The following is an 18,414-nucleotide window of genomic DNA, read 5'->3' on the forward strand; positions in this document are numbered from 1 at the left end:
GGACACTCAGCCGCCGGGCCGGACGGCGGCAGCGAATTCCGGGGTGCGGGAGCATGCGGATCGCGACCACCGCCATCAGGACGGGCGAACGCCCGGGAACAACGCGGAAGATCACCCGATCCAGTGATTTCCCCCACTTCGACGGAGTCGTCGACATTACCGGAAACAAGCCGTTTACCCAGGTCGAAGAACCCTCTTCGCCCTCGATCCGACTTCGACCGGGCACCGTAGCCAACCCCGATTAAATCCCGATGAAACCGTGAACACCGCGCACTTTCGTCGTTTCCGGATTTGCGCCGGCGCGGCTACGCTCCCCATTGTCCAGCTATTCCGGACTTTGTTTCGACAATGGGGAGTGCACATGAGGAAGACCGCGGTTTTCGCAGCCGCCCTTCTGCTGGCCGGGGGTCTCGCCGCGGCAGCCACGCCCGTCGCGAACGCGGCTTCGTGCGACGGCACCTACACGATCGTGGTCGGCGGGTTCACCGACCGCGACTCGATGATCTTCACCGGCGGCATCAGCCAGCGCGTCGGCTACTCGGCCGAAGTCAACAGCCCAAGCGCCCGGCAGGGGGTCGACGAGCTGAACCGGCTGATCCGCGACCAGCGCGCGGCGTGCCCGGACCAGCACGCCAAAGCGATCGGGTTCTCCGAAGGCGCCGCCGTCGTGCACATCTGGGTCACCGAGAACTGGCAGAGCTTCGACAACGTCAACGCCGTCCTGATCGCCGATCCCAAGCGCGACCCGAACGGCCTCGGCGGGCCCGGGCTCGCGGGCCAGGCGCCCTCGGTCATCTTCGGGCCGATCGTCGGCTACCCGCTCGCCGGTGTCGACCGGTACTTCGGCACCGTGCCCACCGTTTCCCTGTGCACCGACGACATCATCTGCGACGAAGGCGCCGCGTCCGGGTGGATCGGGTACGCCCAGCACAAGCACGTGGACAACTACGACTTCAACGTGGACGTCTACTCCGACGACGGCGTCGGACAGTGGTTCAACGGCCAGTACTTCCCGGACCGGTGAGACCGGTCAGGCGGCACGGACCGGCAGCGGGACTCCGTTGACGTTGCTCGTGGCAGCCGGAGCCGGGAACACGACCGCCGCGGCCTGCTCCTCGGGTCCGGCGACGCCCGGCCACCGCGCCGGCTTCACCGGCAAGCCGGCGATCCGGGGCGGCGAGTTCGCCACGGAACCGCCGAGCCGCCACGAAATCGGCGGCGCCCCCGGCCGGAAGCCGCCCCGCCGGCGGCCACCCCTGATCGAGCCGCGGGCGCTTCGACGGCGGCCCGGCCGGGGAAGCCGGCGGAGTGTGGACCGGCGGGCGTATCGTCTCGGCGATGACGCGAGTGCTGGTCATCGGTCTCGACCCCGCCAAGCTCGAAGGCTGGGACCCCAAGCCGGTCCAGGCCGCGATCGCCCGCGGCCGCACCCGGTTCGACGAGCACGGCATCACGGCCGACTACTGCCTGGTCTCCCCCGCCGAGCACCCCGAGCGAGCGATCGCGGAGGCACTCGCCGGCCGGACGTACGCCTGCGTCGTCATCGGCGGCGGCATCCGGAGCCACGAGCCCCTGCTCGAACTGTTCGAGCGAGTGGTCAACTTGGTCCGCCGGCACGCTCCCGCGGCGGCCATCGCGTTCGACAGCAGCCCCGAAGACTGCGTCGATGCGGCGTTGCGCTGGCTGCGGTGAGCCGACTGCCCGGACGGCCCGGCCCGATCCGCGGGCCGGGCCGTCCGGGGTGCCGGAGCTTTCGCCCGCGGGTCAGGGCTTCTCGAAGTGCTGGTAGTCGATCGGGGTGTCCCAGGAGCCGCCCCAGGTCCAGCCGCGGGAGGTGAACGCCCGCTCGGTGACGTCACCCGCGTGGATCATGCCGGGCACGGTCTGCGTGCGGTCGACGTACGGCGCGCCGTTGGGCGGGTAAACCGCGCCACTGCCGGAGATGTAGGGGTTCTGCACGGTGTTGATGTCGATGGCGCGCCCGTAGGAGTGGTTGGACCACGCGGTGCCACCGGTGATCGCCCGGCAGTTGAACGCCGAGGTGTTGTTCGCCGCCATCGACGCGTCGTCGTCGGAGCCGTACTTTTCCACGGTCTCCATCCGCTCGAGGGGGAACCGGCCGAAGTACAGGTCGCCGAAGGCCCGGGCGACCTCGGTGGCGCGATCGGCGTTGACGACCAGCTCACCCTGGTGCACCGCACCGTCGAACCCGACGAAGTTCAGGCTCACCAACCGCAGCTGCGCGGGCCCGACGGGGCAGCCTTCGTGCCAGCTCGACCCGAGCCGCTCCGCGGTGACCGGCTTGACAACCGCGACGTAGGGCGGCAGGCCGCTGTTCGCCGGCGCGGCGAGTTCCACGACCTCGCCCGTGGCGGCCGGCGCCGGCGTGGCACCGACCAGGACCACGGACGCCATCAAGGTGAGGGCAGCGACAACCCTGGTTCTCAGTTTCATGAGGACACCACATTCTCTTCGATTTCCTTTTGCGGTAATGGAATTCACCGCACCCCAGGTGCCGGGAGCGTGCCCCTCGCCATCCCCCGGCCGGGGGAGACGCTCCCTTGCCGAACCGACCGTGCCAGCGGCGCCCGAACAAGGTCAACTACGCCGAAGTCGTTTCGCCCCCAGCCGAAGCGTCCGGTTTCCGTTCTGGACGGGCAACCTTTCCGACGTCGCGCTACCGGGCACCGCCGGAACGGGGAAAACTACTCAGGTGCCGGTGCCGCGGCGCCGACAACCTGGGCCGCGTGAGGATTTCGCGCAGCATCGTGCTGCTCGGGTGCGCGGCGGTGGTCACGTCCCGCGGATCACCTGCCCGGCGAACGCCACCGCGATCACGCCGCCGCCGCTGCCGAGGCGTGACATCCCGCCCGCGTTCGCCCCGGCGCTCGAGGCCGTGCTGGGGCACCTGCCCGCCACGGCCGGCCTGCCGGAGGTCCGCGGATCCGACGTCGGCGTGGCCCTGTTCGCCCGCACCGACGTCGAGGACACGGACTGCATGATGGGCCGCCGGGTGGGTGGCGTCGTGCGGGTGTGGTCCCTCAGCCGGAGCAACCGATCCTCCCCCTCACGCGTGTATGCCGTGCACACCCGCACCAGGGGAGGACAAGCATGACCTTACGAAGATCGCCGGCGTTGCCCGCCGTCGCGCTCGCCGTGACGCTCACCGTCACCGGTGGCGCGATGGCGGCAGCGGAAACCACTGGTCAACCGCGTTCCGAGGTGACGTTGTCCGCGACGTCCTGGGGTTACGTCGACTCGGCGGCACCGACCACCGCCTACTTCAAGCCATCCGGCAGCCTGCCGATCGGCACCTACGACGCCACACCGCACCGCGAACGCTCGTACGTGAACTTCGACCTGAGCTCGTTGCGGGGCGCGCCGTTCACGACGGTGGTGCTGTCGGCCGGCGAAACCTACTACGCCGCCTGCGACGGCCGCGCCACCGAGGTGTGGCGGACCTCCGCCTACACCAAGCAGTCGACCTGGCAGAACCGCCCGGTGGAGCGGACACGGGTCGCCGCCAGGGGCGCCGACAACACCTGCATCGACAACGACGCCACGTTCGACGTCACCACCGCGGTGCGGGAAGCCGTCCAGCACAAGGACCGTCAGCTCACGCTGAGCTTCCGCGTCGCCGAAGCCCACGAGGCGGACCCGGCGTTCTACCGGCTGATCGAGGCGCCACCGACGCTGCGGGTCGTCGACAACGCGCCGCCGGCGACGCCGACCGACCTGCGCACCAACGACGCACCCTGCGCCAAGGACGGCACGGGAGCACTGGCGAGCCGGCAGCTGCAGCTGAGCGCGCAGGTGTCCGATCCGAACGGCGACTTCACGTCCGGGCAGTTCACGTGGTGGCCGGTGGCGGACCCGTCGCAACGGCACACGGGGGCAGGCTCGGGCAACCCGGCCGCGGCGTACCCGGACACCTTCGACCTCGCCGACGGCACCTACGCCTGGGAGGTGTACGCGCAGGACAGCTGGGGTGCCAAGTCGGCCACGGCGGGCCCGTGCCGGTTCACCGTCGACCGCACGGATCCGAACGCGCCTGCCGTCGCCTCCGCGACGTACCCGGCGAACGCCGAGGGCGGCGGGGTCGGCGTGCCGGGCGAGTTCACCTTCTCCCCCAACGGTTCCACCGACGTCGCGAAGTACGACTACAACTTCGGCGGGGACACGCGGGAAATCGCCGCGGGCCCCGACGGCACGGCCACCGTCGGCTTCACGCCGGCGGCCAACGGCTGGCAGTCGGTGGTCGTGCGGGCCTGGGACCGGGCGGGCAACCTCTCGCTCAGCACCTACTACTCGTTCATCGTCAAGGAAACGCGGCCGACGGTCACGTCCGACCGCTACCCGCCGCAGGGCGGCCCGGACGGCGGTATCGGCGTGCCGGGCGTGTTCCGGTTCGCGCCGGGGATGGCGAACGTCGTGGCGTACGACTACCGGCTGGACGACGGCGCGCCCGCCACGGTCACGGCCGGCCAGGACGGCGTCGCCGAGGTGACGATCACGCCGGCCACCGGCGGTGATCACGTGCTGTTCGTGCGCAGCACCGACAACGCGGGCGTGAAGTCGCCGGAACGGGAGTACCGGTTCTTCGTCGACGCGTCACCGGTGGTGAGCGGGCCCGGAAACGTCGACCTGGGCACCTCGGCCACGTACACGGCCACCCCGCGCATGCCGCACGTCGCCGAGTACGACTACTGGTTCGCGAGTGCCGAGAGTACGAAGTGGACGGTCAAGGCGAACGCCGACGGAACCGCCACGCTGCCGGTCGGATTCACCTCGGCCGACCAGAACCTGCTGCGGGTCCGAGCCCGCGACGCGTCCGGCGGGCTGTCCCCGGTGGCGGAGAAACGGTTGTCGCTCAACACGTGGCGACCGGAGATCGGCTACGAGGGCGACATCGGGACGGAGGGCAGGGCCGCCACCTTCACGTTCACCACGCCGATGCCGAACGCCGTGGAGTTCGAGTACTGGCTGACGGCGGACCCGGCGACCAGGTGGACCGTGCCGGTCGGCGGGAACACCGCGAAGGTGAGCTACACCCCGCCGAAGATCGGCGACTACGAGATGCTGGTGCGCGCGAAGAACGCGGCGGGCGTGTGGTCGTCGACGGACAACATCACGTGGACGGTGACGAACGGCCCGACGGTGACCTCGAAGGAGTTCCAGGCCAACGCGCGGGTGTTCCCCGGCACCTTCGTGTTCGAAGCCCGCCAGCCGGGCGCCGTGACGTTCGAGTACTCGTTCGACTGGGGTCCGTTCCAGCAGGCAGCCGCGCAGAACGGGCGCTACGAGCTGGCATGGACTCCCCCGCTGCCACCGGAAGGCTCTGCCTCCCACAACCTGCGGGTGCACACGGTGACGGCCGGCCAGGTCTCCTCGCAGGAGAACACGTACTACTTCAGCATCTCGAGCGCGCCGTACGTGTCGTCCGAGGAGTACCCGGAAAGCCAGTGGTCGGGCGGCGCCGGTGTGCCGGGGACGTTCACCTTCACGCCCGGTATGCCGGGCATCGTTTCCTACACCTACAGCGTCCGCAACGACTGGGGTGCCGTGACCGAGGAGGTCACCGTGCCGGCGGACGGTTCGGGTGCGGGGACGATGACGTGGACCCCACCGGACCGAGGCGTCTACTCGGTCATCGTCCGGGGCACCACAGCCGACGGCACCAGGTCGGGCAGCATCGGCTACTCGGTGTACGTCAACTGACCGCGTGACCCTGCGGCCCCGCTCCCACCCGGGAGCGGGGCCGCGTGCTCACGAGCGCGTTGCCCCCCCTTGATGTATATGCAACACTGTGACCGTGAAGCTGACCTCCGTCGACGAGATCGTGGGTGACTGCCTGGCGGTCCGCACCCGGCTGATCAGCCGGGCTCTCACGAGCCTCTACGACGGAGCCCTCGCCGGACACGGCGTGACCATCGCACAGCTCAACCTGCTGGCGGCCACGGGCAAAGCGGGCCCGTGCCCGCCGTCTGTCCTCGGCGAGGTGCTGCAGCTGGAGAGATCGACCGTCAGCCGCAACCTGAATCTCCTGCTCGACCACGGCTGGATCGAGGCGGTCTCCGCCGACGCGAAGGGCATCCGGGAGGTCGCGCTCACCGACGCCGGCCGGCTCAAGATCGAGTCCGTGATGCCCGCCTGGCGGCAATGCCAGGAGCAGGCGGCCCACCTCCTGGGGACCATGGGAGCCGGCGCGATCCGGGAGATCGCGCGCGACCTCGGCTATCCGCCGGGCTGAACGACCAAGATCGGGAGCCGGCGTTCCCGCCGACCATATGTTGTATATACAACAAGGAGGAAGTCATGAGCAGGTCCTTCGCGAACAAGGTGGTGCTGATCACCGGCGCTTCACGCGGAATCGGCAGGGCGGTCACGCTGGCGTTCGCCGCGGAGGGCGCACGGCTCGTCCTCGCCGCTCGTTCGGCCGGCCGGCTGGCCGAAGTGGAGAAAGAAGCCCTGGCTCTCGGCGCCGACGCCCTGTCGGTGCCGACCGACGTGTCCGCTCCCGAGGAGGTCGCCGCGCTGGTCGACGCCGCGGTGCGCCGGTTCGGCCGCATCGACGTGCTGGTCAACAACGCCGGCATCGGCAAAGTCGGCGAAGTTGCCGCCGGCACCTTCGCCGAAGACCTGCGACAGACTCAGCAGGCGAGCCTTTTCGGAATGATCAGCGTGACGCAGCAGGTGCTCCCCGTCCTTCGGCGGCAGGGTGCCGGATCGATCGTCACCATGTCGTCGGTCATGGGACGCAAGGCTTTCGCTCGCTTCGGCTCGTACGCGATCGTCATGCACTCGGTCTCCGCGTTCTCCGACGCCCTTCGGCAGGAAGTGGCCGTCGACGGCATCCGGGTCTCGGTGATCCACCCCGCACTGACCGCCACCGACCTGTTGCGGGACACGGACGTGGCCGAGCTGCCGCCGCCGTTCCGGCACATGACGCCCTTGTCTTCCGAGGACGTCGCCGAGGCGGCGGTGACCGCGGTCCGCCGCGGACGGCGCCGAGTCGTCCTCCCGCGGATGGCGAACGCGTTGCTGCTGGCCGAAGCGTTGTCGCCACGCCTGGGCGACCTGATCGCCACCGCGCTGACCAAGCGACGCATCGCCGCGTTGCTCGGGATGAGCAGCGGAAAGACTTACCACGAAACGATTTCCGTCCCGTCGGAGACACGATGACCGTCACCGCCGAGGTGCAGGGGAGACCTCCCGCACCCGTGGCGGCCGGCCCACCGGACCGTCAGGACCCCGCCGGGGTCCGGTAGAGGGTGCTCCAGATGATGTCGGTCAGCACTTCGACGATCGTGGCGTCGCCTGCCGGGTCGGTGTTGCGGACCAGCTGGTAGCCCGTGCGTTCCACCATCCACGTGAGAGCCGCTGCGGTCTCCAGGGGGTGCACGTCGCGGATCACGCCGGCGGCCTGGCCCCGTTCGATGGCGGCGCGGGTCACGTCGATGATCTGGCGCATGGTGGCCTGGAGCTCTTCGGCCACGAGGGGGTCGTAAGTCGCGGTCTCCGACATGGCCGTGAAGGCCGCCGGGTGGCGCCGGTAGCTGTCGACGATCGCCGCCACGGCCGCTTTCAGCTGCGCCGGATCCGCCTGTTCGGCGACCGCCCACCAGCGGTCGGACACCTCGCGGAGCTCGGCCAGCACCGTCTTGGAGAGCTTGCGGACCAGGTCGCCCTTGTCCTGGAAGTGGACGTAGAAGGTCGACCGCGAGATACCCGCGGCGGCGGCCAGCCGTTCGACGCTGACCTCGGTGAACGAGCCTTCGCGGACGAGTTCTTCGATCGCGGCGAAGAGCCGTTGCTCCGTCGCTTCCCGTCGATCGGACCGGTTGGTCTGCGCGGCCCGGGTCACCGATGGCATGGGCGGCTCCGAAATCGGGGGGCGGTCAGGGTCTGTCCGCATCGTATCCGGCGGCACGGGACGACTCCTTACCGGACAGTTGTCCGGACACAGTGTCTTGACAGACTGTCCGAACAAGGTCACCCTGGTCGGGACCGATGAGGGAGGACCGCTGTGAATTCTCGTTGTGTGGCAGGAGAAACCCGGTGACCGCGGTGCTGTGGGTGGTGCTCGGCCTGGCCTGGCTCGCGTTCGCCGGCACCATGACGCTCTGGCTGTACCTGGCGGGGCGAAGCCGGCGCGGGGACACGGCGGCTGACATGATCCTGCTCGGCCTGTCGCCCTTGCTGACCGTCGACTTCGTGCTCTCCGTGCTCGGCACGGCCGCGGGCGGTTGGCTCGCCGTCCGGCTCGACGGTCTCGGCGCCCGGCTGGTCGCCGGCATCGGGGCCGCCGTGCTGCTGGCCCGCATCGCGCTCGGGGCGGCGAAGACGTGGTGGTCCCGGTCGGCCGAGTGAGCCGGCCGGTACGGCCAGGGACCGGCGGGTGCCCCGACGTCGTCCTCCGGTCCGAACCCCGGAAGGCGCCGGAGAACCCGGCCGGTGCGGGTCGTCCGCGTTCGCCACGAGGAACCACGGCCTCCCCCGCGCGGCCGCCTCGTGAGTCCGGGTCAGGTGGCCGGCGCCGCTCCCCACAGGCGCCACGTCTGGTTCAGCGGGCTGCTCTGGGTGACCGCCCGGCACGTCCACTGGATGAGCTGGGCGCGCGCGGCCGTGGACGCCTGGTTGACGTCGACGCACTTGCCGCTGTGCCGGGCGACCAGCTGGTAGTCGTGGGCGTCGTTGCCGCCATAAGTCACCTTCCGCAAGGCGAACTGCTGGTTCGCCGCGCCGGAACCGCAGCTTCCCTGCTGGACGGCCGCGCCGTCGGCGGTCGACGCGCCGGCCACCTCGAGGCACTTGCCCGACTGCTGGTTGACGACGGTGAACGCGCCGGAGACCGGGCGGAAGTTCCACAGCTGCTGGTCGCCGCCCTCGCAGGGGAACTGCTGCTGCCGGTTGCCGTCCGCGGTGCTCAGGCCGGTGTTGTCCAGGCACTGCTGCGAGTGCTGGGCGACGGCGACCGACGGGAACCCGCCGTCCGACGGGGGGAGCAGCGTGATGGTGTCCGTGTCGTCGGCGGCTGCGTGCGGGACGTTTACGGTCACGGCGTTGCCGGACAGGGTCAGCACGGAGTTCTGGACGGTGACCGGACCGGCGACCGCGCCGCCGCCGTTGTACGGGATCCGCTGCACGAGCACCCGGACCTGGTTGTCCTGGACGATTCCCGTGGTGGCGTCCAGGCGCCGCAACGCGACCGCGACGGTGCCGGTCGTGCCACCGCCACCGACCAGCACTTTCGCGGTCCCGCTCGTCGCCGTGGCGAACGCGTCGTACGAACCGCTGGGCGTGGTGGCGGCGATCCGGCCGGTCTGTGCGCCGTAGAACCGGTAGACCCACCACTCCCCCTTGGGCTGGTGCTGTCCCGCGGAATCGTGGACGAGCAGGTTGCCGAGGTCGTTGTGGAGGTTTCCGCCGCTGGCCCAGTTGGCGCGCAGCCCGTCGGCGCCGGCCCGCTCGAGCCGGGCGATGTACCACGAGCCGTCGCCGGGGTTCTGCTCGTTCGACGCGCCGTACTCGTTGATCTGGTACGGCCGCGGGTGCGGGATGCCGCGCGCGTCGAGGGAAGCGTTGGCGGCGGCGACGTTCGCCACCGGGTCGCCCGGCAGGGAGTGCCAGCTCACGATGTCCGGGACGACGTTCGACGAGCGGACGAAGTCCAGGTACTGCGTCCACCAGCCCGCCGCGGTCGACGGGACGCCGGCGAGGCTCGGGCCGACGATCGGCTGCGCCGGGAACGCCGCCCGGATCCGCTGGTACGCGCGCTGCCACAGGGCGAAGTACTGGCTCTGCGGCCGGTTCCAGAAGAGCGAGATGTTGGGCTCGTTCCAGAGGTCCCACTCGACGGGGACGCCGGTGGCCCGGACGTCGCCGATCAGCCGCGTGAGGAAGTTGTCGTAGTCGGTCCAGTCGCCGTTGTCACCCGGGAACCGGGAGATCGGGTACCCGTCCGCGCCCCACAGGTCGTGCACCAGCAGGACGAACGTGCCGCCGAGCGCGCGCGTGCGCAGCAGCTGGGCGCGGGTGGCGTTCCAGCGGCGGTCGTACCGGCCCGAGACCCAGCCGCCCGGGCTGTCCAGCTGCGCGCCGCCGGCGCGCATCGCCTGGAACTTCACGTCCCGGTAGAAGTGGTCGGCCGGGGCGGAAGCGTTTTCGGTCATGCCGTAGATCCAGCCCGACGCCCGGTAGGACGGGGTGCCGCCCCCGGCGGAGAAGTCGACGGCGATCGACTCGTCGGCGGCCCGGGCCGGCTCCGCGAGGGCCACGGCGGACGAGACGGTGAGGGCGGCGGTGACGAGCAGGGCGGCAAAGCCACGGCGGGCGCGCTCGCGCGAGATGTCCACGTGCGACTCCTTCGGGCACGGACAACGAGGTCAAGTGCGACGTCGAACCGGTTCGACCAAGGAGTGAAGCTACGCCGTCGGAGATTCGCCAACAAGAGACCAAATGGCGTCGAACCGGTTCACTTGCGCACGCGACGGGCGCCGGTGCTGGACCGCAGCGTCACCGCCGGCCGCAGCAGGGCGTGCCGTGGCTCGGCCGACCGGTCGCCGATCTGCTCCAGCAGCAGGTCCACGGCCAGCCGGGCCAGCTCCCCCGCGGGGACGTCCGCCGCGGTCAGCGGCGGGTGGAAGTCCTCGGCCAGCCGGTCGGCGAGCACGCCGGTGAGCGAGAAATCCCGCGGGACGTCCAGGCCGGCCCGGTCGAGGGCCCGTTGCACCCCGGGCAGGGCGGCTTCGTTGATCGTGACCGCCGCGGTCACCTCGGGCCACCGGGCCCGGATCCGCTCGAAGCACTCCAGCCCGGCGGCCGGTTCGTCGGCGCAGCTCACGGTGTGCCCGGTGATCCCGCGCTCCCCGGCCGCGCCGAGGAACCCGGCCGTGGCGCGCACCGCCGGGCCGTAGCCGGCGGCGACGAGGTGCTCGGAGCGGTTGATCAGCACGACGTGCTCGTGGCCGAGATCCGCGAGGTGGCGCACGCAGCGCCCGATCAGCGTCGCGTAGTCGACGTCGACCCACCACGACGCGCCGGGGTGCTCGACGTGCCCGATCGCGACGAACGGCAGCCCGGCGCCGGTCAGCCGGTCGACCCGGGCGTCCTCGAGCAGGATCTCCATGAGGACCACGCCGTCGACCCGGCGCCCGGTCACGATCCGCTCGAACGACCGGTCGTGGTCCCCGCCGCTGGGCGAGAGCAGCACGTCGTGGTCGTGCGCCGCGGCGGCCTCGACGACGCTCGCCACGAACCCCAGCTGCGCGTCGGTCAGGCGCGCGCTCGCCGGGGGGATCACCAGGCCGATGGTCCGGGTCTTCCCCTCGGCCAGCGCCCGCGCGCTGGCGTTGGGCCGGTAGCCCAGCTCGGCGATGACGTCGTTGATCCGCCGCACCGTCCGCGCCGACACCGGCCGCTTGCCGCTCAGCGCGTAGGACACCGTGCTCCGGGACACCCCGGCCCGCTTGGCGATCTCGCCGATGTTCATGTCCGCTTCCCGTCCCCGGATCCGTCGGCGGCAACCGGTTCGACCATCTTGCCATCCCGGAAGTCCGCCTCTTGCGAACGGGCCCGGCCGCGGTCTACGTTGTCCCGGCTCCCTTCATCGAACCGGTTCGATGACTGTCGTCGCCGTGGCCGCCAGGAGGACCCCATGCCGTACCCCCCGCGCACCCGCCCGCTCCCGGCCGCGCTGGCGGCGGTCGCCCTCGCCGCGACCATGGCGGCCTGCTCGTCGTCCCCGGACGGCGGCGGCACCGGGACGTTCTCGATCTGGGACCCGTACCCGCAGTTCACGGCCGGCTCCGCGTGGGCGAAGGTGATCGACGACTGCGCGGCGGGAGCCGGGGTGAAGATCCAGCGCCAGGCCTACGACACGACCGACCTGACCGGCAAGGTGCTGCTCGCCGCCCGGCAGCGCACCGCGCCGAGCGTGCTCGTGCTGGACAACCCGGTCGTGTCCACCATGGTCGAAGCGGGCGTGCTCAAGGCGAACGACGAGGTCGGGCTGGACGCGTCGCCCGCCGCGCCGAACCTGGTGGCCGCCGGCACCGTGCAGGGCCGGACGTACGGCGTGCCGCTGGGCGCCAACACCCTCGCGCTGTACTACAACAAGGACGTCCTGGCCGCCGCGGGCGTCGACCCGGCCTCCGTCACGGACTGGGCGTCGCTCGAAACGGCGCTGGGCAAGGTGAAGGCGGCCGGGAAGAAGGGGATCACGTTCTCCGCGATCGGCACCGAGGAGGGCAGCTTCCAGTTCCTGCCGTGGTTCTGGGGCGCGGGGGCGACGCTGACCGACCTGTCCGCTCCCCCGGCCGTCGCGGCGCTGACCCGGTGGAAGTCCTGGCTCGACCGCGGCTACGCCCCCAACTCGGTCATCGGCAACACCCAGACGACCAGCTGGCAGGAGTTCGCCACCGGCCAGTACGCCTTCGCCGAGAACGGCACCTGGCAATTGGAGAACGCGAAGAAAGCCGGTTTCCCGTACGGCGTCATCCCGATCCCGGGCCGCACCGGCGGCACCGCGCCCGCGCCGACCGGCGGGGAGTTCGTCACCGTCCCCGCCCAGGACAACGCGGACACCGAGCGCACGGCCGGCCGGATCGCGGCCTGCCTCACCGCCCCGGACAAGGTGCTGACCTCGGACACGGCGCTGACCTACGTCTCGGCGGTGCCGTCGGTCCAGCAGCAGCAGATCGCCCGGAAGCCGGAACTGGCGGTGTGGGTCGACGCGGTGAAGAACGCCAAGGGCCGGACCGGGGACAACCTCGGCACGCGGTACCCCCGCATCTCCCAGCCGCTGTGGAACGCGGTCCAGGCCGCCCTCACCGGTTCGAAGCCGCCGGAAGCCGCGCTCAAGGACGCCCAAACCGCTGCCGCGGCGGCGAAGTAGCCAGCCGGTGCGATTCGAGAAGAAGCGGCTCGCCGGCTGGGCGTTCCTCGTCCCGCTGGCGGCCTACCTGCTCGCCTGCTACGGCTATCCGCTGTACACCACCCTCGACCTGAGCCTGCGCGACTACACCGTCCGGACCTTCGTCCGCGGCGGGGCGCCCTTCACCGGGTTCGCCAACTACGCCACCGTGTTCGGCGACCCGCGGTTCACGACCGCCTTGGTGAACACGCTCGTCTTCACGGCCGCGTCGCTGGTCTTCCAGTACGCGATCGGCCTGGCGATGGCGGTGTTCTTCACCCGCCGCTTCCGGTTGTCGGCGACGCTGCGGGCGCTGTTCCTGGTGCCGTGGCTGCTGCCGCTGATCGTGTCGGGGTCGACGTGGGCCTGGCTGCTCAACAGCGAGTCGGGCCTGGTCAACGCGGTCCTCCACGGCCTCGGGATCGGCCGGGTCGACTGGCTGACCTCGCCGTCCTGGTCGCTGGTTTCGGTCACCGTCGCCAACATCTGGATCGGCATCCCGTTCAACCTCGTCGTGCTCCACAGTGGACTGCGCACCATCCCCGCCGAGGTGCACGAGGCGTCCGCTTTGGACGGAGCGACCGGCTGGCAGACGTTCCGCCACGTCACCTTCCCCGTCCTGCGGCCGGTCTCGGCGATCACCCTGCTGCTCGGCCTGGTCTACACGCTGAAGGTGTTCGACATCATCTGGATCATGACCCGGGGCGGCCCCAGCGGCTCGTCGAGCACGCTCGCCACCTGGTCCTACGAGCTGGGGTTCGGCTCCATGCTGCCGGAGTTCGGGCCCGGCGCGGCCGTCGGCAACGTGCTCATCCTGCTCGCGTTCGCGGCCGGGCTGGTCTACGTCCGCCTGCAGCGCCACCAGGAATCCGCGTGAAGCGCCCGGCGTGGCAAACCGCGATCGGTGTCCTGCTCACCGCGGCGATGCTCTTCCCGGTCTACTGGATGATCGCCGTCTCGCTCACCCCGCCCGGCGACCTGCGGAAGTCCCCGCCGGACTTGTTCCCGGCCACGCCCACCTTCGCGGGTTACGAGCGCGTCCTGCGGGAACAGCTGCCCTACTTCGGGACCAGCCTGCTCGTCGCGCTGGGCACCGTCGCGCTCACCCTGGTCATCGCCGCCCCGGCGGCGTACGCGCTGGCGAAGCTCCGGCCGCCGGGCCGGCGCGTGCTCGGCTTCGTGCTGCTGGTGGCGCAGATGATCCCGGGCATCATCATGGCCCTGGGTTTCTACGGCAGCTACGTCAAGCTCGGCCTGACCGACACCGTGGGCGGCCTGATCGTCGCCGACTCCACCGTCGCGGTGCCGTTCGCCGTACTGGTCCTGACCTCCTTCATGGCTTCGGTGCCCGACGAACTGCTGCAGGCGGCCCGGATCGACGGCGCCGGGGCGTGGCGCACGTTCGCGTCGGTCGTGCTGCCCGCCAGCCGCAACGGCGTCGTCACCGCGGCGCTGTTCTCGTTCCTGTGGGCCTGGTCGGACTTCGTGTTCGCCGCGACCCTCGACGCCGGGGGCCGGCTGCGCCCGCTCACCCTGGGCATCTACCACTACATCGGCAACAACAACCAGGAGTGGAACGCGATCATGGCCACCGCCGTGGTCGCGTCCGTTCCCGCCACCGTGCTGCTCGTGCTCGCCCAGCGCTACGTCGCGGCCGGCGTCACCGCCGGCGCCGTCAAGGACTGAAGGGACGCACCCTGTGACCGCCGAGTTCTCCGTCGGGGAGATCCCGTTCAGCCGCGCCGGATCCTGGCTCTGCCTGTCCCCGGTGCTCGGCGCGACCCGGCGCGCCGGCGACGTGCACGTGGTGTCCCACCGGCACGGCCTGCACCCCGTGCTGGCCCTCGTGCCCGAACGCGACGGCGACCGCGCCGCCACCGACGTCTCGGCCGATCCCGCCGTGCTCGCGTGGAGCACTGCCGGAGGCCGGATCACCGCGGCCTTCGCGGACGCCGGGACGATCCGGATCGCCGGCACCGGCCTGGGCATGAGCATCATCGCCGCCGAGCCGGCCCTCACGCCGTTCACCGGCCCGTACTTCTTCGCCGATCCGTCCGGAGCGGTCGTGTTCACCTTCTACGAGACGGGAAACCGCCTCCGCCTCACGCTCCTTTCCGGACAGTGGAGCCACCGCGGTGAGCAGGAACTCGGCACGGCTCGGCGGGGCGTCACCGTGGGCGCCGACGGCGGGCCGTGGGAGGTGGCGCTGGAGGAGACCACCACCGGCGCGGCACCGTACGTGTCCACTGTGGACTTCGGGCGGGCCGCCGCCTCGGCGCGCGGCGACTTCACCGGCTTCGCCGACGCCGTCGCCCCGTGGCGGAACCGCTCGACCCCCGCGGCCGAACTCGCCTGCTACGTGCTCTGGTCCGCCACGGTCGCGCCCGCCGGGTTCCTCGCCCGCCCGGCCGTGCTCATGTCCAAGCACTGGATGAACAAGGTGTGGAGCTGGGACCACTGCTTCACCGCGCTGGCGCTGGCTCCCGGGGCGCCGGAGCTGGCGTGGAACCAGTACCAGCTGCCCTTCGACCACCAGGACGGCCTGGGCGCGCTGCCGGACTCGGTCACCCACGCCGAGGTGCTCCGCAACTTCGTCAAGCCACCGATCCACGGCTGGGCCCTCGCTCACTTGCGCGGCCGGCTTCCGGGCGGGCTTCCCGATCCCGCACTGGCTTACCGGCAGCTCGCGGCGTGGACGTCGTTCTGGCTCGACCACCGCCGCGCCCCCGGGCAGCAGCTGCCGTACTACGAGCACGGCAACGACAGCGGCTGGGACAACGCCACGGTGTTCGCGAGCGAACGCCTCCTCGTCACCGCGGACCTCGCCGCCTTTCTCGTCCTGCAGCTGAAGGAACTGGCCGCGCTGGCCCCCGCCGCCGGGGACACCACCACGGACTGGGGACGACGCGCCGACGCCCTGCTGACCGCGTTGCTCGCCGAGCTCTGGGACGGCTCGTCCTTCCGCAGCCGCGGCGTGCGCACCGGGACGTCCCGGTGCGGTTCGAGCCTGCTCGACCTCATGCCGATCGTGCTGGGCGAGCACCTGCCCCGCGCCGTCTTCGAGCGGTTGCGCGACCGCGTGGCCGAGCACCTCACGCCGGTCGGGCTGGCCACGGAGCTGCCGTCCTCGCCGCACTACGAACCCGACGGGTACTGGCGCGGCCCGGTCTGGGCCCCGGTGACGGTCCTCGTCGAAGACGGCCTCCGCCGCGGGGGCGCCACCGACCTCGCCGACGAAGTGAGCAGCCGGTTCCGGAGGACCTGCGAGAACCACGGCTTCGCCGAGAACTTCGACGCGCTCACCGGAGCCGGCCTGCGCGACCGCGCCTACACCTGGACTGCCGGCGCGTACCTCCTGCTGAGCGAAGCGGCTCAGCACCGGCGCGGCACGCCGAAAGCGGCCTACGGACCCACCTCTCCCCGGACGCGGCCCTGACCGCCGGCCAGGCTCTCCACGGCGCGACGACCGCGTCCGGGCTCGACCGGGCGGAGATCCCCGGGTGACGCGCTCGGGCCGGACCGTTTCGCTACGCCGCCCACACGCTCACCGCGCTCGGCGGGGTTCCGGGTGTCCCTCCCCGGTTACCGGCGGGCGATCTGGAAGGTGAACTCGAGCCGACGCCATTCACCCTCCACGGCACGGCCGTCGGGCGCCGGGCCGGTTCGGGGTTCGAAGTTCACGATGAGGTCGTCCTTGACGCCGAACACGGCGTCGGAGTCGAGGTACTTGCCGCCCGCGACGAAGAGCTGGGTGATCAGGCGCCGGTGGCCCTCGGCCTCGATCATGAAGTGCAGGTGCGGGGCGCGGTAGGGGTGCCGTCCGGTCGCGGCCAGCATCGCGCCGACCGGGCCGTCGGACGGGATGGGGTATTCCGAGGGCAGGATGGACCAGAACCGCAGGCGGCCGTCGCGGTCCGTGCGGAGCCGTCCGCGCAGGACCGGTCCTTCGAGTTCGGGCAGCTGCACGTCGTAGAATCCGTCCTCATCGGACTGCCAGACGTCCACGACCGCCTCCGCCACCGGCTTGTCGTCCGTGTCGGTGATCAGCACGTCCACCCACAGCGGGGTGCCGGGCATTCCCGCGGCGATGTCGGCGCCCTGCTCCAGTTCGGGTGGGCCCTCGACGTAGAAGGGGCCGAGCACCGCGGACGGGGTGGTGTCGGGGGTGCGGGAATTGGTGAGGACGTCGACGACGCTGGACAGGCCGAGCGTGTCCGACAGCAGCACGAACTCCTGCCGGGTGGCGTCGCAGATCTGCCCGGTGCGGGTCAGGAATTCGATGCCGTGGTGCCATTCTTCCTGGGTCAGGTCGTTGTCGATCGCGAAGGCGTGCAACCGCGGAACCAGGTCCTGCAGCAGCGCGCGCAGCCGCGGATCCGGGGTGCCGGCGAAGGTCGACACGACCTGAGCGGTGAGCTGGTCCAGCACCGACGAGCCAGTGGGCTCGGGACGCTCACCGGCCCAGGCCTGGCGCAGCAGCCGCAGGATGCCGTCCCGGGTGAGTTCGGCGGGGTTCGGGTAAGGGGCCGCGGTCGCGAGTTCGGCCGCGCGGTCGAGGTCGGTTTCGGCCAAGCCGAGTTCCCGCAGTGAGGTCGGCCCACCGGCCTCGACGATCAGGTCGTACACGGCCGCCGGCGCGTCGGTGGCGCCGAGCGCTTCGGCGATGCGGCGCATGGCGTCGGGTGCCGCGGCGGCGTTGTAGGCCATGGCGTGCGGGAGCACGACGGTGTGCGTCGGAGCGTGGGGCAGGTCGAAGCTGCCGCCGAGGGTGTGGCAGAGCTTGTGGTGCAGGCCCATGCCGACCGCGCCGAGGCAGGTCCCGGCGAGCCAGGCGCCGTGCAGCAGACTGGTTCGCGCGTCGAGGTCGCCGGCGTCGGCGGCCAGGCCGCGCAGGCCGCGGGCGAGCCGGCCGACCGCATCCAGGGCCATCCCGTCGATGACGGGGTTGGCGTCGGGCGAGTAGAGCGCCTCCACGGCGTGGGCGAGCGCGTTCACGCCGCTGGTCACCGCGATCGGGACGGGCAGTTCCCGGGAAAGCTCGACGTCGTAGAGCACGGTCTCGGGGAGGATGTCCGGCGACGAGCGCGTCGTCTTGACCCCGTCCGCGGTCTCGCCGAGGACCGGGGTGACCTCCGATCCGGCGTACGTGGTCGGCAGGATCACCTGGTCGACCCCGGTGCGGACGGCGAGTGCCTTGGCCAGCCCGGTCGTCGAACCGCCGCCGACCGCCACCACGCAGTCCGCTCCGGCCTCCCGGAGCAGCGCGAGGGCCTCCTCGGTGACTTCGACCGGGGTGTGCATGGCGGCGCCGTCGAAGCGGCCCACGGCGAGCGGGCCGAGGGCCTTTTCGACCCGGTCGCCCGGTTCCGCCAGGTTCGGGCCGGCCAGGACGAGCGCCCGGGACCGGCCGAGCCGGTCGACCTCGGCACGGACCTGCTCGAGGGTGCCGGGCCCGAAGACGATGCGGGCGGGCCGAGCCGTGTAGGTGAACATTCTCCGGT

At 71.4% G+C, this 18,414-nt stretch carries 17 protein-coding genes; 11 read left to right on the plus strand and 6 right to left on the minus strand.

What is annotated here, in order from left to right; all coding sequences use genetic code 11:
• The first annotated feature begins 361 nt into the window (after window positions 1-361).
• A complete protein-coding gene (locus ACWEVP_RS21200; RefSeq protein WP_452064275.1) occupies window positions 362-1,024 on the plus strand; it encodes a cutinase family protein in 663 nt (220 codons plus the stop codon).
• 6 nt (window positions 1,025-1,030) lie between these two features.
• Here the strand turns inward: ACWEVP_RS21200 and ACWEVP_RS21205 are convergent, their stop codons facing one another.
• A complete protein-coding gene (locus ACWEVP_RS21205) occupies window positions 1,031-1,189 on the minus strand; it encodes a hypothetical protein (protein WP_452064276.1) in 159 nt (52 codons plus the stop codon).
• Between the two features lie 149 nt (window positions 1,190-1,338).
• On the opposite strand from ACWEVP_RS21205, the gene ACWEVP_RS21210 reads away from it, so the two are divergent.
• Window positions 1,339-1,692: a hypothetical protein gene (locus ACWEVP_RS21210; RefSeq protein WP_452064277.1), complete on the plus strand. Its 354-nt coding sequence runs from the start codon at window positions 1,339-1,341 to the stop codon at window positions 1,690-1,692.
• Between the two features lie 72 nt (window positions 1,693-1,764).
• On the opposite strand, the gene ACWEVP_RS21215 is transcribed toward ACWEVP_RS21210, so the two are convergent.
• Complete coding sequence (locus ACWEVP_RS21215) at window positions 1,765-2,454, minus strand: M15 family metallopeptidase (RefSeq protein ID WP_452064278.1); 690 nt, start codon at window positions 2,452-2,454, stop codon at window positions 1,765-1,767.
• A 325-nt stretch (window positions 2,455-2,779) separates the two neighbouring features.
• Between ACWEVP_RS21215 and ACWEVP_RS21220 the strand changes: the two genes are divergently transcribed.
• From ACWEVP_RS21220 to ACWEVP_RS21235, 4 genes are all read left to right on the plus strand, one after another.
• Window positions 2,780-3,115, plus strand: a complete 336-nt coding sequence (locus tag ACWEVP_RS21220) for a hypothetical protein (protein WP_452064279.1) — start codon at window positions 2,780-2,782, stop codon at window positions 3,113-3,115.
• On the plus strand, window positions 3,112-5,718 hold the full coding sequence (locus ACWEVP_RS21225) for a DNRLRE domain-containing protein (protein WP_452064280.1): 2,607 nt from the start codon (window positions 3,112-3,114) through the stop codon (window positions 5,716-5,718). The genes ACWEVP_RS21220 and ACWEVP_RS21225 overlap by 4 nt, the downstream gene beginning before the upstream one ends.
• A gap of 94 nt (window positions 5,719-5,812) precedes the next feature.
• Window positions 5,813-6,250: a MarR family winged helix-turn-helix transcriptional regulator gene (locus ACWEVP_RS21230; RefSeq protein ID WP_452064281.1), complete on the plus strand. Its 438-nt coding sequence runs from the start codon at window positions 5,813-5,815 to the stop codon at window positions 6,248-6,250.
• A gap of 65 nt (window positions 6,251-6,315) precedes the next feature.
• Window positions 6,316-7,182: an SDR family oxidoreductase gene (locus ACWEVP_RS21235; protein WP_452064282.1), complete on the plus strand. Its 867-nt coding sequence runs from the start codon at window positions 6,316-6,318 to the stop codon at window positions 7,180-7,182.
• Between the two features lie 61 nt (window positions 7,183-7,243).
• Here ACWEVP_RS21235 and ACWEVP_RS21240 read toward each other — a convergent pair whose 3' ends face one another.
• Window positions 7,244-7,873: a TetR/AcrR family transcriptional regulator gene (locus tag ACWEVP_RS21240; protein ID WP_452064283.1), complete on the minus strand. Its 630-nt coding sequence runs from the start codon at window positions 7,871-7,873 to the stop codon at window positions 7,244-7,246.
• Between the two features lie 185 nt (window positions 7,874-8,058).
• Between ACWEVP_RS21240 and ACWEVP_RS21245 the strand changes: the two genes are divergently transcribed.
• Window positions 8,059-8,370 carry a hypothetical protein gene (locus ACWEVP_RS21245; protein WP_452064284.1) on the plus strand — a complete coding sequence of 104 codons (312 nt, stop codon included), beginning with the start codon at window positions 8,059-8,061 and terminating at the stop codon, window positions 8,368-8,370.
• Between the two features lie 152 nt (window positions 8,371-8,522).
• Here ACWEVP_RS21245 and ACWEVP_RS21250 read toward each other — a convergent pair whose 3' ends face one another.
• Both ACWEVP_RS21250 and ACWEVP_RS21255 read right to left on the minus strand, forming a co-directional pair.
• The gene (locus tag ACWEVP_RS21250; protein WP_452064285.1) at window positions 8,523-10,355 is read right to left on the minus strand and encodes an RICIN domain-containing protein; all 1,833 of its coding nucleotides are present in this window, start codon (window positions 10,353-10,355) and stop codon (window positions 8,523-8,525) included.
• A 119-nt stretch (window positions 10,356-10,474) separates the two neighbouring features.
• The gene (locus tag ACWEVP_RS21255; RefSeq protein ID WP_452064361.1) at window positions 10,475-11,512 is read right to left on the minus strand and encodes a LacI family DNA-binding transcriptional regulator; all 1,038 of its coding nucleotides are present in this window, start codon (window positions 11,510-11,512) and stop codon (window positions 10,475-10,477) included.
• Window positions 11,513-11,656: 144 nt separating this feature from the next.
• On the opposite strand from ACWEVP_RS21255, the gene ACWEVP_RS21260 reads away from it, so the two are divergent.
• From ACWEVP_RS21260 to ACWEVP_RS21275, 4 genes are read left to right on the plus strand one after another with little or no spacing between them, the layout of a single operon-like run.
• Complete coding sequence (locus tag ACWEVP_RS21260) at window positions 11,657-12,895, plus strand: sugar ABC transporter substrate-binding protein (RefSeq protein ID WP_452064286.1); 1,239 nt, start codon at window positions 11,657-11,659, stop codon at window positions 12,893-12,895.
• Between the two features lie 7 nt (window positions 12,896-12,902).
• On the plus strand, window positions 12,903-13,790 hold the full coding sequence (locus ACWEVP_RS21265; protein WP_452064287.1) for a carbohydrate ABC transporter permease: 888 nt from the start codon (window positions 12,903-12,905) through the stop codon (window positions 13,788-13,790).
• Between the two features lie 47 nt (window positions 13,791-13,837).
• Window positions 13,838-14,599 (plus strand): carbohydrate ABC transporter permease, encoded by a 762-nt coding sequence (locus tag ACWEVP_RS21270; RefSeq protein WP_452064362.1) that lies wholly within the window; start codon window positions 13,838-13,840, stop codon window positions 14,597-14,599.
• A 13-nt stretch (window positions 14,600-14,612) separates the two neighbouring features.
• The gene (locus ACWEVP_RS21275; RefSeq protein ID WP_452064288.1) at window positions 14,613-16,349 is read left to right on the plus strand and encodes an amylo-alpha-1,6-glucosidase; all 1,737 of its coding nucleotides are present in this window, start codon (window positions 14,613-14,615) and stop codon (window positions 16,347-16,349) included.
• Between the two features lie 146 nt (window positions 16,350-16,495).
• Here ACWEVP_RS21275 and ACWEVP_RS21280 read toward each other — a convergent pair whose 3' ends face one another.
• Window positions 16,496-18,406, minus strand: coding sequence for a maleylacetate reductase and hydroxyquinol 1,2-dioxygenase domain-containing protein (locus ACWEVP_RS21280; protein WP_452064289.1), 1,911 nt, complete (start codon window positions 18,404-18,406; stop codon window positions 16,496-16,498).
• Between the last annotated feature and the right edge of the window lie 8 nt (window positions 18,407-18,414).

It is taken from the genome of Amycolatopsis sp. NPDC003865, assembly GCF_053605345.1.

Bases quoted from the DNA above. Each gene is read 5' to 3' on its own strand.
- ACWEVP_RS21270 (WP_452064362.1), top strand. From the start codon at position 13,838: ATGCTCTTCCCGGTCTACTGGATGATCGCCGTCTCGCTCACCCCGCCC.
- ACWEVP_RS21240 (WP_452064283.1), bottom strand. From the start codon at position 7,873: ATGCCATCGGTGACCCGGGCCGCGCAGACCAACCGGTCCGATCGACGG.
- ACWEVP_RS21280 (WP_452064289.1), bottom strand. From the start codon at position 18,406: ATGTTCACCTACACGGCTCGGCCCGCCCGCATCGTCTTCGGGCCCGGC.
- ACWEVP_RS21260 (WP_452064286.1), top strand. From the start codon at position 11,657: ATGCCGTACCCCCCGCGCACCCGCCCGCTCCCGGCCGCGCTGGCGGCG.
- ACWEVP_RS21235 (WP_452064282.1), top strand. From the start codon at position 6,316: ATGAGCAGGTCCTTCGCGAACAAGGTGGTGCTGATCACCGGCGCTTCA.
- ACWEVP_RS21225 (WP_452064280.1), top strand. From the start codon at position 3,112: ATGACCTTACGAAGATCGCCGGCGTTGCCCGCCGTCGCGCTCGCCGTG.
- ACWEVP_RS21215 (WP_452064278.1), bottom strand. From the start codon at position 2,454: ATGAAACTGAGAACCAGGGTTGTCGCTGCCCTCACCTTGATGGCGTCC.
- ACWEVP_RS21210 (WP_452064277.1), top strand. From the start codon at position 1,339: ATGACGCGAGTGCTGGTCATCGGTCTCGACCCCGCCAAGCTCGAAGGC.
- ACWEVP_RS21200 (WP_452064275.1), top strand. From the start codon at position 362: ATGAGGAAGACCGCGGTTTTCGCAGCCGCCCTTCTGCTGGCCGGGGGT.